Source organism: Acinetobacter sp. KS-LM10 (assembly GCF_036896575.1).
Lineage (GTDB): Bacteria > Pseudomonadota > Gammaproteobacteria > Pseudomonadales > Moraxellaceae > Acinetobacter > Acinetobacter avistercoris.
Genome location: NZ_CP145906.1, coordinates 1,045,373 through 1,060,642, shown reverse-complemented (window position 1 = coordinate 1,060,642; position 15,270 = coordinate 1,045,373). Strand labels below are relative to the sequence as shown.

13 protein-coding genes are annotated in these 15,270 nt (G+C 42.3%); all 13 read right to left on the bottom strand.

Annotated features, from left to right (window positions below):
- Nucleotides 1-22 precede the first annotated feature (22 nt).
- Complete coding sequence (locus tag V5M36_RS04860) at nucleotides 23-817, bottom strand: glycoside hydrolase family 108 protein (protein ID WP_338562604.1); 795 nt, start codon at nucleotides 815-817, stop codon at nucleotides 23-25.
- On the bottom strand, nucleotides 814-1,170 hold the full coding sequence (locus V5M36_RS04855; RefSeq protein WP_338562601.1) for a hypothetical protein: 357 nt from the start codon (nucleotides 1,168-1,170) through the stop codon (nucleotides 814-816). The genes V5M36_RS04860 and V5M36_RS04855 overlap by 4 nt, the downstream gene beginning before the upstream one ends.
- A gap of 42 nt (nucleotides 1,171-1,212) precedes the next feature.
- On the bottom strand, nucleotides 1,213-1,752 hold the full coding sequence (locus V5M36_RS04850) for a DUF4376 domain-containing protein (RefSeq protein ID WP_338562598.1): 540 nt from the start codon (nucleotides 1,750-1,752) through the stop codon (nucleotides 1,213-1,215).
- Nucleotides 1,749-6,713, bottom strand: a complete 4,965-nt coding sequence (gpJ, locus tag V5M36_RS04845) for a TipJ family phage tail tip protein (RefSeq protein WP_338562596.1) — start codon at nucleotides 6,711-6,713, stop codon at nucleotides 1,749-1,751. Before gpJ ends, V5M36_RS04850 begins: the two co-directional genes overlap by 4 nt.
- Nucleotides 6,714-6,767: 54 nt before the next feature.
- Nucleotides 6,768-7,346, bottom strand: coding sequence for a tail assembly protein (locus V5M36_RS04840; RefSeq protein ID WP_338562594.1), 579 nt, complete (start codon nucleotides 7,344-7,346; stop codon nucleotides 6,768-6,770).
- A complete protein-coding gene (locus V5M36_RS04835; protein WP_338562592.1) occupies nucleotides 7,330-8,079 on the bottom strand; it encodes a C40 family peptidase in 750 nt (249 codons plus the stop codon). Before V5M36_RS04835 ends, V5M36_RS04840 begins: the two co-directional genes overlap by 17 nt.
- A 7-nt stretch (nucleotides 8,080-8,086) precedes the next feature.
- Nucleotides 8,087-8,881, bottom strand: coding sequence for a phage minor tail protein L (locus V5M36_RS04830; protein ID WP_338562590.1), 795 nt, complete (start codon nucleotides 8,879-8,881; stop codon nucleotides 8,087-8,089).
- Between the two features lie 14 nt (nucleotides 8,882-8,895).
- Nucleotides 8,896-9,336: a hypothetical protein gene (locus tag V5M36_RS04825; RefSeq protein WP_338562587.1), complete on the bottom strand. Its 441-nt coding sequence runs from the start codon at nucleotides 9,334-9,336 to the stop codon at nucleotides 8,896-8,898.
- Between the two features lie 86 nt (nucleotides 9,337-9,422).
- The gene (locus V5M36_RS04820) at nucleotides 9,423-10,685 is read right to left on the bottom strand and encodes a hypothetical protein (protein ID WP_338562584.1); all 1,263 of its coding nucleotides are present in this window, start codon (nucleotides 10,683-10,685) and stop codon (nucleotides 9,423-9,425) included.
- Between the two features lie 22 nt (nucleotides 10,686-10,707).
- Complete coding sequence (locus tag V5M36_RS04815) at nucleotides 10,708-10,872, bottom strand: hypothetical protein (protein ID WP_338562582.1); 165 nt, start codon at nucleotides 10,870-10,872, stop codon at nucleotides 10,708-10,710.
- Nucleotides 10,873-10,880: 8 nt separating this feature from the next.
- Entirely contained in the window at nucleotides 10,881-11,117 is a 237-nt protein-coding gene (locus V5M36_RS04810; protein WP_338562580.1) for a hypothetical protein, read from the bottom strand.
- A gap of 50 nt (nucleotides 11,118-11,167) precedes the next feature.
- A complete protein-coding gene (locus tag V5M36_RS04805; RefSeq protein ID WP_338562578.1) occupies nucleotides 11,168-11,509 on the bottom strand; it encodes a phage tail protein in 342 nt (113 codons plus the stop codon).
- Nucleotides 11,506-15,234, bottom strand: coding sequence for a tape measure protein (locus tag V5M36_RS04800; RefSeq protein ID WP_338562576.1), 3,729 nt, complete (start codon nucleotides 15,232-15,234; stop codon nucleotides 11,506-11,508). The genes V5M36_RS04805 and V5M36_RS04800 overlap by 4 nt, the downstream gene beginning before the upstream one ends.
- Nucleotides 15,235-15,270: the final 36 nt, after the last annotated feature.

The following is a 15,270-nucleotide window of genomic DNA, read 5'->3' as shown; positions in this document are numbered from 1 at the left end:
TCACTTAGAGGGCTTATTTGTTTCAATTATCTTTTGCAGCATATTTCAAATTATCCGCAACACGATTAGTCCAACCCTTTCCGTAAGTTGGCCATGTCTTTAAAGATGTGTAGAACTTTAAACGTTCTGCAGTCAGAGTTAAAAGCACATCGTTCAAATCGTGACTATTCACAGCGGAAATCGTCTTAGGTCCAATTACTCCATCTGCTGTTACACCAACGGCTTGTTGTAATTCCATGATTGCACGTTTCTTCCCCGCATTAATAGCAAAGTCCCATAATTGGAATGTGATTGCGGAATGTAAACCATTACCGCCCAATTTATCCCACCAGTCCTTTTTATAGATTTCTTTGGCTTGGTTAAGGGTTAAATTTTTAATATCCAAATTTGGATAGGTGTTTGCAGCAATGCCATATTTAGTGCCCTTCTTTACACCGACTCCAACTTTACCACCAGTCCAATTCCCTGGATCATTATGATCTGTGGAATAACCACCTTCATGTGCAATAAGTCTATGAAAGGCTTCATCAAAAGATATTGAACCAACTGACAGGCTAGAGAAATTTAAAATATTTGTTGGTGGTTCTAATTCAGGCTGCTTTTTAAGTCGCGCCAATACCATGGCAACACCAACAAAGCATCCAACATATTCTTTCCACTGTTCTGGAATATGGTTTTTTAGGTCTTGTGGAATGATATGCCACACCTGCACAAACTGATCTGCGAACAAAATCAAGGCATAAAAAATGGCGCTCAATGCGCCAACTTGTACAGATTTGAGTTTCCAAGACTCTTTCCAGTTTTCAATTAATTTCATTTTCTAATTTCCTCTAAACGTGTGATTTTTTCTTGCATAAGTGACTGAGATTGATTGAGCTGAATGATCGATGAGCCGACCCACAAACAAGCTGAGATAACTGTGCCTGCAAATATGCCCAGAATAATTTTGAGAACGGATATTGCGCCATCCTGTAGTGCTGACCGATTTTCTAAGCCAGTGACTTTTACTGCGATTAAATCAATGTCTTTTTTATTCTCATCAGCTGCTGTTTTCTGCGCTTCATTGATAAATGTGAGCCGTGAGACATGATTTGATAGTGTGTGCATATCAGTTTGAAGATTGTCGATCTTCTTTTCTAATCGCACCCCGTATGTTTCATTTTCAGACATCACGCCCCCTAAATTTTGGTAATAAAAAAGCACCCGAAGGTGCTATAAGGTTATTTGTTCGACTTGCTCTATCGATGTGGCTTCATAAATGAGTTGTCGAGCAATACGTCCACGTTCATGAGTATTTGCAATATGAAGCTGTAATGATTGATAAAGCTGACTCAATTGTATTGCTGTTAAGTCAACCGTTTCATTGTTTGCAAGCGTCCAAGTTTGATCAATTTGAGCCGATGCTGCGCCCATAATTCGACCCTGTGAAACTTGATCTGAATCATAGAGGTCGCCTTCAAATTCAAAGCCACTAAATTCCAGTTGATCACGTAATGATTTAATCTCAGCCCATTTTTGCTCTTTAACTTGCTCGATGGTTCTTGGATCAACCCATTGCTTTAAATCATATTCGAATATGTGGTTGGAGGATGGCTGAGAAGGCATATCAACCCAACCATCTTGATAAAACATATTTGAATTTGGCGGATCTTCTACAACCACACAGCCTTTAGGCGTATTAAGTGAAATCGTTTTAGCATCCCCACCTATTCTGAATAGAGGTTTTCCGTGCGAGTTAACAATAGTTGTCATTTTTTTATTTCCATTACTGCTAGTGTCGCCCCAATAACTGTGGGTGTTCCAGAAAAATAGGTCATTTGTGTTCCAGAGTTGCTTCTGGCACTTGATATACCCAATCTTATGGAATAGGTTGTTGGTCCAGTTCCAGCGTCATCAATTACAATTGGAATGGAGGCAATCCCGCTATGTTCTCTGACTTGATTTGTATCGGTAAAACTGGTTGGAACGCGCGCCCATGAAAGCAAAGTCCCGTTTTTATAAATCAACAGGCCGACGTACTGCTCATTAGCTGCAATTGTAGCGCCTGAGCTTGTATAAAGATTTGCCGCAACCCTGTCAATCCATATCGAACCCTCTATTCGGCACTTACCCCCACTGCGATTAATTGAGAGTGATAAAATATTTCCAAAATATTCAGAAGAATCAATAAGTGCTGATAAGCCACCTGCGTAACTACCTGGGTTTCTAGTATCGCTTCGCTGTATAGCTGACGAGAGAGTTAAAGCAGCAGGGACCGTAACAGCATTGTCTTGAATCTTTAGCGTTGTCACAGCTAAATCATCAATATTCCCTGACTTAACCGCTAACTTAGCAATTTTCGCAGTGTTAACCGCCAAGTCTTCAATGTGCGAAGTTTTAACGGATTGATAGTCCATCATTGCTGATTTCAAATAAGCAGAAACTGGAAATACCGTACCTGTGTCTGGGTCTGTGTGGGGTGTGCTTCGGAAAATAAATGGGTAATAACCCTCACTTCCGCCACTGCCGATCGCTAAAGAATCAACATTAAAAATATAACTCCCTTCAACTCCATCATTTGCACCGCCCCAACCGATAACCTTTCCATTCACATCAATTTTTGTAAATTTCTGAGCATAAAGCCCATCAACTGATGTAGACACGTCTTGAATGGATGCTGTGTTTCCATTGACAGTTGTTTGAATATCTCCGACTTGAGTTGCTGTAGCTCCTTGTTGTGTAGTCAATGTGTTGACATGGTTTTGTACTGTTGCGATGTTTTGAGTCGCAGTATTTGCTTTGCCAAGTGCTTCATTTGCAGTCGCTTGGGCTGCATCAGATAAAATTTTAGATGCTGCTTGAGCTGCATCAGCTTTATTTTTAGCATCAAGTGCCGCTGCCGCTTCGGCTGCCGACTGTGCTGCATTAGCTTTTGCAGTTGCGTCATCGGATGCTGCTGCTTTTGCTGCATCAGCTTCGGCTTTCGCTTTAGCTTCTGCATACGTCTTGGCAGCTTGCTCTGCTGCTTCCGACTTAGATTGTGCGTCCGATATAGCTTGATCAGCGGTTGATTGGGCTGTAGATGTTGCAGATTGAACGGTATCCACACGATTCGCCAGTGCTGAGTCAGTGTTAGCTAATACATCAAGTTCACTCTGAATTGTTGCAATACTTTGTTGTAGATCATCACCAACTTGAGCTTGTAAAGTGTCAATTCTTAAAGCTAATGCCGAATCTGAATCCACACGAGATTGCTCTTCAGTGCGAATCAATGCTTTATTTTCATCAACCTGAGCTTGGACAATAACAATTTGACTTGCTAATGCTTCATCCTCACTTGCACGAGTAGTAGCCTCAGTCTGAATTAAGGCCTTAGCCTCATCAATTTGCGCAACCGTTGTATCAATACGCTGACTCAAAGCCATATCGTTTTCAATCATTGCTGATTGTAGTGACCATGTACCCGCAAAGCCTTCTGTTGAGCCGATTAGATCATCAGTCGACCCTATTAACTTAGAATTAACTTGTGCATATACACCGTCAATCTTGGTAGTATTGGCACTGATTTTCCCATCGTGTTCAGACACTTTGGAATTGGTTTCTGACAAAGCTCCTGTACTGGCTTTATCTCCTAATTCAAGTGTAATAGCATCGATTTTAGTCGCATTGGCACTTGATGCATCTGCAGCAACATTCGCAGTAGATAGAGCCGTTGCAGACGTTTGATTTGCTGTGTCTGCTGTATCTGATGCTTGATTAGCAATCGCACTCGCCTGACTGGCTAAGCTTGCCGCTGATCCAGCTTGAGTTGTTGCAGTTTCCGCTTTGGTCAGTGCAGTTGCCGCATTAGTTTTTGCGGTACTTGCATTGCCTTCTGCTATTTCAACACGACTATCCAATGCCTGTACCGCTTGAGTATTTGCAGATGTTTCTGTCACTGCTGTATTCACTTGTTGCTGAACATTAGCAAGGGACTGGTCATTACTACTCTTGTAGTTATTCAAGGCATTTAAATTGGCGGTGTCACCACTTTGACGATCTGAAATCTCTTGGGTTAAGCCATCATCAAGATTCTGAACTGCACTAATGCGCTCCTGTCTCTCAATTGAAAATGCATCATTCAGTTGATCAACATTGGTTTGTACCGCTGTGATGTTGTCAATCAAATTCCCGATATCACCATCCAAACCCTCAATCGTATCGATTTTATCAATCTTGGTTTGTAAGTCTTGGTGCAACTGACTTTCAGTAATTTTACCTGACAAAATATCAAGCACAGCGGATGCATCAGCCGAAGTTGTCGCACTAACACGCTCTGACCAAGGCCCAATATTTCCAATCCGGTCAATCAAGCGACCGCGAAAATATCGGGTTAAATTTGGCTGCATGCCTTGAATTTCATGCACAGTCGTTGGGTAAGCGAATAATCCGAGTTGTGCGGCATTAGCACCATTTGCTGTACTTGAAATTTCAATTTCAGTGTAGGCGGTATCTAATGCACCAATAGCAGGAAAATTCCAGTTTAAGCGGTAACCAAACAAAATCCCCTCTGCAGCAATACTTGCCAAAGCAGGAGGTAATCCTTGTTTTCCAGTTAAAGTGGTTAGAACTGAATAAGTCGGTAAAGATGAGATATCAAAAGCGGAAATCGCAGTGACACGTGCTTCGTAATTACCTGAATAGATGCCTTGAACTTCTACAGAATTACTGCCTATGATTGGCAACTTAATCCAACTACCGTCATCTTTACGCCATTCAACTTGGTACTTGGTTGCGCCTTGCGCTTGTTCCCAAGCAATAAGCATGGTTGCAACAGACAAGCCTTGTTGCACCATGTTTTCAGTAGAGATAACCACATTGGTTACAGGTGCTTGAGTTGTCGGGTTGATAATAGAAATCGGACGTTCGTCAATGAAAGCACCAAAATCAATCGCATCATATTTTGCCGACTCGTACTGCAATGCAGTAATTGAAAATTGATGTTTTTCATCTTGAGAGATACTCATGACGCGAAACTTCATGGTTTTTAAGTCTTGCGCATCGACGACCCATACGTTTTGCGCTGCAACTGAATCAAACGCAACCGTCACGGTAATGTTACGACCACTGACTGATGAAACAATTCGTGCCTGTGCTTTGCCATTTTCGCCATTGACCACCAGTCGGTCACCTGCGCGACACACCACATCATCTCGATCAATCGTAATCGTACGCAAATTTGCTGATACTTTTGAGATACGACCGCCATTGGCGCGACCTGCAAAAAGCTCATCTGCAATTTCAATCACTTTACCTGGTTGTGGAATATAACCATCTAAGCCCACTTTAAAAGACACTGAACGTGTTTCTAGTTGCTCAGACTTTAAAGCCCACAATCCTGCACGTTGTGCCTGTCCTTCTGACGTGCAGCCCCATGCGTCGATTTCAGCAATACGCACACCAAGCTTTGCAATAGCAGCTTCATCACGAACATAGACATGCTCAGTTTTGTAGCGATTCAAAGGATTATCAAAAGCGACTTTTGCAACGGTATGACGATCACGCGCACGCGTTCCTACATATTCAAAGTGTCCATCAATGACATTGGCACGCGTATAGGTGAAATACGTATCTTGCGGAATATCAGCATCACAAACAATGGAATTGCCATCCCAAAAGCTGATTGCACGAAACACGCCTGCCAATTTGGTTAGAATTGAATATGCATCTTCTGTGCTTTGCAAATACACATTACAAGTAAAGCGAGGTTCTTCACCGCCTTTACCATCGGATACCTTTTGATCACAGTATTGTGCCAGACGATACAAAGACCATTTGTCTAGCATTGCTGAAGTCAAACGATCACCCAGTGCATAACGCTTTGCAGTACAGATATCGTAGTAAATCCAAGCAGGGTTATTGGTATACGCACGCTTAAAAGTACCGTCCCACATGCCCGCATAAGTACGCGCAATTGGATCGTAATTTGAAGGCACTTTTAATTTAATGCCTTTTAAATCTACCGCGACTTTTGCGACATTTGAAAAGGTTTCTGCATCGTATTGCAGACCCAGCAAAGCTGTATTTGGATAACTAAGTTTGAGGTCAATAACTTCAGTTAAAGCCTCGACATACATTTTGTCACTGATATATTCAGACGTACTGTTCGGTGTAAGGCGACGTGCTCGAATCGTCCAACCTGTATCTGATTTTGGTAAATCAATACGGTGTGAGCGCTCATAATTGGTCGAGGTCTTATCTGAAATGCGTGTATTTAAGACTTCGGTCCATGTGCCACCACTGGTCTGCAAATCAATTGCGTACTGAATGGTGTAGCCGTTTACGTCACCATTTTCAGCATTGGTTTCACGTAAAGCGCCCCACTTAAAACGAATATTGACTGCATCTAAATCGGTATTAGAAATTGCACGAACCCAAGGTGTATCTGATTTCAACTCAACACCAATGCCAACCTCAGATGAAATATCAGGGAAGCCTTCGATATAGGTCTGATCGTTTGTGCCGTGACGAAAGTCAGATGTAATGTTGGAAAAATTGCTGCCACCATCTAGATTTTGAAGTGGTGTATCTTCTAAATATACAGACTGCAATCCATTAGCTAAGCCTTCGACTTCACCTTCAGACAAACCATACAGAATTTTTATGTAGGTTTTAGATTGTGCTGAATCGGGTGCAATCACCGGCTGTCTTGCTTTACCCTTACCCGCTTTAGCGCCTTTAATTACTGCGTTCATGCTTTTCCTCAGACAATAAAAAAGACGCTCTAAGCGCCTGTATATTTTAATTATTTACATTAAATCTTCAGGGTACTGACCTGCACTTGCAATAAAACCACCGACTTCACGTTGACCATATAAAACAGGCACAGGATTACCTTGTGCTATCGTGGTAACTGCACCACCGAAGCCTTTATTTGCTTTGTTGCCGTCTTGGTTTTGATCTTGAGTAGTGTCCACTTTTGGCATAAGCATTTGAGCGATACCGCCCATTGCCATACCGACACCAGCACCGATTAATGCAACACCAAGCCCTGATGTTAGGCCGCCAGTGAAAAATCCACCAACAATAAGCACAGCACCAAGCACAAGATTTAACACTCCACCACCACCTGCACCTCGTACTTTTGGAACGATTTTGATGACTTTTGCAGCAGTGGTCATGGTGAGTTCTGATTCACTGATATTTTGCTTATCTTGAAATACAGCAAACTCTAAACCTCGCTCATGAGCATGCAGCATAAAGTATTCAAAGCCTGGCACTTGAATAGATAAAGCGCGCATGGCTTCACTTGTGCTTTCAACATCGAGTCGAAATTCTTTGCCAAACTTCTTGGCTAAAATGCCGTAAAGCCTAATTGTTTTGAGCATATCGAACCACCTTCACGACTCGTTCTTTCCACTGTAGGCCAAATATTTCACGCACGGATTTGCGACCATACGGATGATGTAAAATTAAAGCTGAGCCAATACATGACTCGGTCTTTTCAGACTTAAGCGCCCCATTATCACCCAGCCAAATAACTGCATGATTGACATGCTCGGTGCGACCGACTCGGCATAACAGCACATCACCATATTGCGGTTCATTGACCTCAATAAATCCCGCATGTCCAAAGCTATCAAGATAAAGTGATTTATTTTCTTTTGATTCCCACCAATGATCCTGACGCTCAAAATCAATGAGTTTGATGCCAAGTTCACGCTCATAAAAATCACGAACAATTGAATAGCAATCTTGCCAACCGTGGTGATAGTTACGGCCAACAAGTGGTGCGCGATATCCGCACGGCCCATACACTTGAAATTCAATATCAGGATAAGCACAAATCACCCAAGGCTTTTCATGTAACTCAATTTGAATTAAATCAATTTCGGATGCTTGAGCTGAAGCATTCGGATGTGAATGTACATAGGCCTGAATTTCGCCTAAATCTTCGGCTTTAGCCAAATCTTTATGGTGAATTTCGAACTGGTCTTTATCTTCTGCGGCATTGCGGCACGGAATGTATTCTTTATTCACAATCACACCGCAACATTCATCTGGGTAAACTTCAGCAGCATGTACTTGAATTGCTTTTTTAAGTTTTGCAGTTAGTTTCATATACCACCTAAAATAATGAACTAGCAGGGAAAGCACCAATGCGCAAAACGTTGCCTTTTCCGAAATGACATTCACAACCACTCGTTCTCTTTGAGCAATCATCAAGCGCAGGATTGTCAGTAGGTTCATTTGTATTGGTAAACATTGCGGCGCCTGTATAGCCACATTGCTCACTGCGATATTCCCATGCACAGTAGTTAGAAATCTGCCGAACAGGAATTTTTAAACCTTCAAAGTCAATCGGATTAGATAGCTCAAAGTTGACCGCATTAGCATTTTCAGAAGTTTTCTGTTCGATATACCAAAGTTGCTCTTTTGCTTCATTAGAAGCAGCGACATTGCCTAAACTGAAGTTTTCAGCATCTAAATATTTAGCCAGTGTGGTAATGACTTTGAGTTTTGCACCTGCGAAATCACCAAACTGTAGACAGTAAGCAGACACCGCGTTCTGCACACCAGCTATATTGTTCACCATGCTAAAAGTGGGAGCTGACGCCTTGCCATCAGAGCGCATCTCTAAACCTGATACTTCAAGTGCTAAAGGTTCAAATACTTCACCTTGCCAAATGATGTTTCTGAACCATGTTTTTTCGCCACCCTGTTCGAACACTTCACCAATCAGCTGCGCTGTGTCACCGATTAGCCCGTCAGAACCAATCAAGCTATATATTTTTTCCCAGTCTTCATAAGAGATATGACCGTGGAAACGAAGGATGCCCGCACCTAAAGTACGAGCATCCAGTTCAAATAAGGTAATTAACCCATCTATATAAAGTTTTTGAAAATCACTGTTTAGGCTCATCAATCACCTCGTTACTATAGCGATAAAGCTTGTGACCAAAGTGCATCAACCTGTTCTTTGTTGAGTTGCATCAATCCAGCCATAACCAATAAGCTTGATGAATTACGCTCAAACGTGGTGGCATCTTGCCATTCGATCAATGTGACCTGGCGCTGCGCCACATCTTCAATCTCGTTGATCAATGCTTCAATATCTGAAAGGTTATAGCCGTTCGCAACAAGTGCAAGTCTGAATTGTCGGCGTGTCAGTGGTTTAACCGGCGGTGTTTCATAAGTAACAGCCCAGACATATTCGGGATTAAAGCCTGATAGTGCACTAAGAATCTGCTGCTTATCAGTTAAGCTTTGCAGCAACTCTTGAGTGCCCTCAAATGCAGGCTCAATCGTAGCAACACCATTTTCAATCTGTAGTGTGTGAATTTCTTCACCATTTTTATTTGATACGAGTTTTAACATTTGTCATGTCCTCTATTTGACACAAAATTACCTTAAATTTTAAATACGTGCGTTATCACGCACGCAAGCAGATGACACGTTTCAGATTACAGATTTACAAAAGCTGGACGAGACCCGACGAGCTGGAACGAGCTCGAACGAGCGTTGTTCGAGAAGAGAGAGAACACGCCAGCCACCGCACCGAGGTTCCAGCTGCTGCCACGGATGGGTATCGCTTCGATAGTTAGATTGTGATACATACCATCCGCATTAAAAGTGGCTGGCGCATCAACAATAGGGAACAAGCCCAATGCTTTGAGTTTATTCAGTGCCGCTGTTGATACAGGTTTGGTTGTTGATGGATTTTTAATTGATCCAAATGCACCACCACTACCAATAACAAGCGTGTAATCATTCGTGCCGCTGGCTGCAATCTTGACTGTACCCACTGTTGTTCCAGTGCTATCTGGTGCTACCAAGTCACCTGTTGCACCATCTATTGCCTTCCACTCGACCGATGCCGCGCCCAGATTGATAGCTAATTTTGAAGCATTATTGTTTTCAATGATTTGAATTTCACCATTAAGCAACCGCATGCCGGAATTCCACTCATTGACATTCCCGGAAAGATCGGCAATACCGTTATTTTTTCCGTTATGTCTCCATTGCACTGGACCTGATCCAGTGAGTGTGCGTGCTGATCCAGATGTATCTCCCGGATTTAAACCATCAGCACGGCGACCAATCAACAATGGATCTTCTGAACTTCGACCGTAGTAACTATTGCCCATCGGCTGAGTGTTATTTTTGTAGCATTGTAATGCCACGGCAGACCATTCGGCATTTGTAATCAAGTGATGACCGTTACCATTGGCACGCGCAGCATTCAAGAAGTTGTCATAGTTTGTGCTGACGGTTGGATCAACATTCGGCAAGCTCAATAGCTCTCCGGATACAATTTTTCCTTGATAAGTTCCGATGAAGATTTCGGGCTTTTCTACACCATCCACAATGAAAGCCGGGTGCGTTCCACTTAATGAAGGGTCAATCGTACTCATATCGTACTTTTGAATGATATTCATGTAAGTCGGTTGGCCCTTAGCTGTGTACATCACAGTCTGTAAGCCACCGCTTGCCAGCTCAACAGATTGACGCAATGAGTCTTTGATGAGGATAGTTAGTTCACTTTTATCCGAAATCACACCGAGTTTTGTACGAGTCTTTTCAACAGTCAGCACACCGTCAGCTTCGGCACCAAGATGTGTATACAACTCATCATCATTGGCCTGAAGTTTTGCGGAACCAGTTCGGAAAGTATCACCACCAACGCCAGTTGGTGCTGTGCCTTGGTTAATTTTTTGCTTAGCCATACTTATATCCTATGAATTTGAATTACTTTTGAATTGGTAGTCGATTACCAATCAGACCTTCTGTTGATCCGATCAGGTGAATGGTGGAGCCAATTAGCGGGCCTTTATCGCGAGAAATTTGAGCGAGTTGTTGTATATGCGTTCCGCTAAGACCTCCCGATAAAATTGTTGTGCTTGTTGTATTCATTCAATCCCCTACGTCGAAACAATCACGAAATCATTTGAAGATGTGTAGCTCACCCACAGCCATAAATCACCGAGCGACCCATCTGTATAAAGTTTCATGTCTTGATGTGAGGCCTGTAGGTCTGTAGGTTGTGTAGAGCCAAACGCAAATCTGAATCGATTGTGATGTGACTGGATGTAGACAGGGGCATTTGCATTGGCCACTTTCTTTGGCGTTGTGCTCAATTGAACCTTGGTTGTCGGCATATTTTTCTCACAAAAAAACCCTCATAAAGAGGGCGTATATTTAGAATGAATTAAGGTTCGAAAGTTTGGGTGAATGTGGTTGAGATGGACCAGATTAATCCACCCAAACAAATGGGCGTGTAATCGCCTGCCACCACTCGAACCTCCCCATCAAGTGGCGAATCCCAGAGGAATGAATCCGATCCTTTATGCGCATCGAAAAAGGCCTTGATCTCCATAATCACTTCTTTGGTTTCTGTACGCTTATAAGCCCAAGTGCCAGATTTATTGTTAATCCCGACACTTGTGCGCTGAGTGTATCCATCACCAAAATTGGACTGAAGCACCTTAAAGTTTGTGGTTTGGGAGTTTCCGTCTAGGTCGTTACACCAAGTGAATTTTTGGTTGCTCATTTAGATAACAATCCCCCTTGGCGTTGTTCTTTTCTGATCACAGCAAGCACAGTGTTAATGATGAGTGCACCCAATTGTTTACTATCATTTTGGGTTGTTGCTGTGCCATCAGAAGCAATGTTTATAGATTGGTTGATGGTTACGTTGCCACCCGATCCACCGCCTTTAGCCAAATAATCCTTTAAATCGCCATTAGTTCGAGAATCAACAACGCGTTCACCTTTGTCCAAAAGCCAAGTACCTTCTTTTGGAATGTTATCGATACCGTCGTGGGCCATACCTGAAATCGCTTGACTTGCAATAATTCCAACATTCGCATAACCCATTCCACGAATTATTGATGACATTGGAATACCAAGAACAGGACCCATTGTTAAAGCTTTGGTTGCTGCTTCCTCAGTCGATACGATTGCGGATGCGATAGACATTGCTTGCTGCATAGCAAACATGGTTTTATAAACACCACTTTGCTCCCCTCCTGCATCCTTTAAAGATTGTGTAAGCTGTGAGAATGTGTTTTGACCTTGTGATAGCAATCCACCCCAAAGCCCGAGCTGGTCTAAATGTTGTTGCTGTGCTAAATCCTTGACTTGCTGATCATATGCAACATCAATCGCTGCTAAACCATCTCTATAAGCCTGATGCGCCTCAACCAAAGCCCCATAACGATCATCGTCATTTGAATAAAGATCGCTCGTCATAATGTCTTGTTCGACACCGACACGCTGATTTTTTAAATCAGCTTGAGCATTAGATCGATTATTGCTTAAAGACCATTCTGCATATGCTTGTGGAGACATTGAGGCACGAGCATTAATATCCTCTGCACCTGATGATAGGTTTTTGATTTGATCGGACATGGCTAAAGAAGCGTTTATCAAATTATAGCGCTCAGCTAAAATCTGTTTATTCGCCTCACGTTCAGCTGCTACTTTTTCATCTTGAGCCTTGAACCAATTCCCAACATCAGTCTCATAGGCTTTCGCTTGTAGCCCAAGAAGTCGATCGCGCTCTGTTGTATCATTTGCAAAATTCTCCTCAATACGCTTGATTTTCTCTTGATTATTCACCTCAAGTTTTTGCCAATCGCTGTAATACTCGACTTGAATCTCTTTTTGCTTTTGGGTTTGTTCGTTTTTGCGGTTAATCATGTCCTCAAGAAATTTATCTCGATCAACCTCTTCTGCCTTAACCACCGTTGCCGATGAGTTAAAGCTTTTAAGCCAAGCCTGTTCAGAAGTCATGCCAAGGGCAATGTTTTCACGATAAACCTTTTGCTGAGCAAGCAATGATTCCGTCATTTTTTCAGCAGAAATTGAAGCCTTGTTGTTGCCCTTACCATCGTAATAAGACTTACCTGTACCTGTGCTTGGATTGGCAACAGAAGCGAACTCTTTTGCAGACCCTAGTAGCGCGTCATTTAAACTAGCCCCTGTGTTTCCAGTGATAAAACCTTTTATTTCGGGACGCTTCAAAGCAACTAGGTATTGCTTAAAAATTCTCTCTTGAACCTCTGCACTAAATTTTTCAGCACTGGACACAACACCAGCATCAATCGCACCCTGAAGGGTTGAATTAATCGTCTGATATTTACCAGCAGCGTTAAAATCTTTAGCTTTTTGTGCTGCTAAGACCTGAGCGACTGTCATTTCAGTTAGGTTTCGAGTGCTTGCTCTGTATCCACCTTTCTGTCCTAAATTTACAGAGTTGTAATTACCCTCACCACTGGAAATAACAGCATCAATCGTACTTGCTTTGATAAGCCTAGCGTGTTTTTCAAGCTCCTTGGTTCGTTCTTTGTCCGCATCATTTCGAGCATCAATTGCGCTTTTCTGTTTTTGAAGCGCAATCCATTCTTCATTAAATTTCTTCTGAACATCATCCCGAAGAACTTTTTTCCCTTGCTCATTTTTAACAATCGCACCTTCAACCGCTAAATACTTTTGAGCCAATGAGATCATGTCATCACTATAACCACGGCTTGCCAATGCGGTAGTTACTTGCGAGTTTTTAAGGTTTTGATTGGCTTGATCGAATAGTTTTTTTAGTTCCTCACTTAAGCCCGAAACCTCCACCGCCGACTGCTTGGCTTGATCTGCCGTGCCTTTAAGTGCTGGAGCCATTTGCTCTACCGTAGATTTCTGGTTTTTAAATTCATCACCAGCACTCTTTACCGCACCACCAAGTGTATTAAATCGATCTTTAGAGGTTTGATTAATGAAGCTGAGGGAATTGATTTTTGCTGAAAACTCGTCAATATCCCCACTCTTTTTGTATTCCGCAATCAAGGCATTGACCTGCTGTGACTGCTCAGAAGTCATGTCATTATGACGGCTAAAGGAATATGTCGCTGTAATGAGTTTGGCAGTTATATCATCGTATTCTTTACCCAAATCCTGTAACCGATCTTTTTCAGAGACCAGTTGAGCACGACGCTTAACCTCATCAAGCTCATTGTATTTTTTAATAGCATCTTCGACGGTCTCATTATTTTCTCTTAATGATTTGGTTGATTCATCTGCACCGTCTTTCATCAATAAGTAACCAGCTGCCACTGATGCCAAAGCTACACCCACACCCACTGGTCCAAGTAAAACACTTGATAATCCCGCACCTGAAAATGCAACCGCTTTTGCTGCCGCAGCTTGTTGATATGCAGCACGAGCGTTTGCCATCATTGTCGCTGTCTGAGCATTTGTAACACCCATTGCTCGAACCATCGCAGCAGTAGCTGCTAAATTTGATTTCGCAACATCTAAATCTGCTACAGCTTTTGCTCTAGAAGCTGTGATGTTTGCAACTTTTGAAACGGTGTCGGATATTGTTGCATATGTTCCTTTAACAACCATTGGAATGTATGTGCCCGCCATGAACGCTGCACCAACCACCATAAACTGAGTGATAGTACCTAAATTATCAGCAACACCTTTCATACCAGCTACAAATTTCTCAGAAATACCATTGGCAGCATCAAACTCACCAATCATTTTTTTTGCACTGTTTTTAACTAGATCAAATGAAGATGATATCAACGTTGCTGTTTCTGCGTATTTTCTATCTACAGATGATGCAACTTTTTGAAGCGACGTAATCACCATTTCATTTGTTAATTGACCCGCAGCACCAAGCTCTTTTAGACTACCAGATGCAACCCCCATACCTTCAGAAATTGCATCAGTTAAGCCCGGTGTTTGAGATAAAATAGAGTTTAAATCCTGACCTTTGAGTGCACCTGTATTTAACGCCTGACCGAATTGGTTTAATGCGCGCTGAGCCTCTTCGGCATTAGCACCTGACATAGCCACAGCTTTAGTCACAGTTTCAGTAATACGAGCAACATCTTCTTGGGACAAGCCAAGTTTTTCAGAAATTTTTTGAAATTTTGTATAGACAGTAATTACAGATTCCCAATCAGATGAGGTTGATTGAGCGATCTGATATGTACTGTTCATAGCTTGAGTAAGCTCACCTTGAGTCTTGGTGACAAGCTTTAATTTATTCACAATGCCTGTGTAACTATCAGCATAGTTAGAAATTTGACCCACAGAGAAAACAGCACCAGCCGTAACAGCAAGTTTTTTAATCAAGCCGTCAACTGTTACCACACTATTCTGCACACGGCCCATTTCACGTTCAGCGGTTGTAGATGCTTGACGCATACCTTGTGTGAAACTCCCGATTCGAGCGACCAAATCTAATGTGAGCGTACCGAGCTTTGTAGCCATATGACTTTCCTTTAGGCAATAAAAAAGCGCCTAAAG

What these genes read in the sequence shown, in the direction of transcription:
- V5M36_RS04820 (WP_338562584.1), bottom strand. Translation starts at nt 10,685, where the DNA reads ATGGCTAAGCAAAAAATTAACCAAGGCACAGCACCAACTGGCGTTGGT.
- V5M36_RS04830 (WP_338562590.1), bottom strand. Translation starts at nt 8,881, where the DNA reads ATGAGCCTAAACAGTGATTTTCAAAAACTTTATATAGATGGGTTAATT.
- V5M36_RS04855 (WP_338562601.1), bottom strand. Translation starts at nt 1,170, where the DNA reads ATGTCTGAAAATGAAACATACGGGGTGCGATTAGAAAAGAAGATCGAC.
- V5M36_RS04835 (WP_338562592.1), bottom strand. Translation starts at nt 8,079, where the DNA reads ATGAAACTAACTGCAAAACTTAAAAAAGCAATTCAAGTACATGCTGCT.
- V5M36_RS04825 (WP_338562587.1), bottom strand. Translation starts at nt 9,336, where the DNA reads ATGTTAAAACTCGTATCAAATAAAAATGGTGAAGAAATTCACACACTA.
- V5M36_RS04805 (WP_338562578.1), bottom strand. Translation starts at nt 11,509, where the DNA reads ATGAGCAACCAAAAATTCACTTGGTGTAACGACCTAGACGGAAACTCC.
- V5M36_RS04800 (WP_338562576.1), bottom strand. Translation starts at nt 15,234, where the DNA reads ATGGCTACAAAGCTCGGTACGCTCACATTAGATTTGGTCGCTCGAATC.
- V5M36_RS04840 (WP_338562594.1), bottom strand. Translation starts at nt 7,346, where the DNA reads ATGCTCAAAACAATTAGGCTTTACGGCATTTTAGCCAAGAAGTTTGGC.
- V5M36_RS04850 (WP_338562598.1), bottom strand. Translation starts at nt 1,752, where the DNA reads ATGACAACTATTGTTAACTCGCACGGAAAACCTCTATTCAGAATAGGT.
- V5M36_RS04860 (WP_338562604.1), bottom strand. Translation starts at nt 817, where the DNA reads ATGAAATTAATTGAAAACTGGAAAGAGTCTTGGAAACTCAAATCTGTA.
- gpJ (WP_338562596.1), bottom strand. Translation starts at nt 6,713, where the DNA reads ATGAACGCAGTAATTAAAGGCGCTAAAGCGGGTAAGGGTAAAGCAAGA.
- V5M36_RS04815 (WP_338562582.1), bottom strand. Translation starts at nt 10,872, where the DNA reads ATGAATACAACAAGCACAACAATTTTATCGGGAGGTCTTAGCGGAACG.
- V5M36_RS04810 (WP_338562580.1), bottom strand. Translation starts at nt 11,117, where the DNA reads ATGCCGACAACCAAGGTTCAATTGAGCACAACGCCAAAGAAAGTGGCC.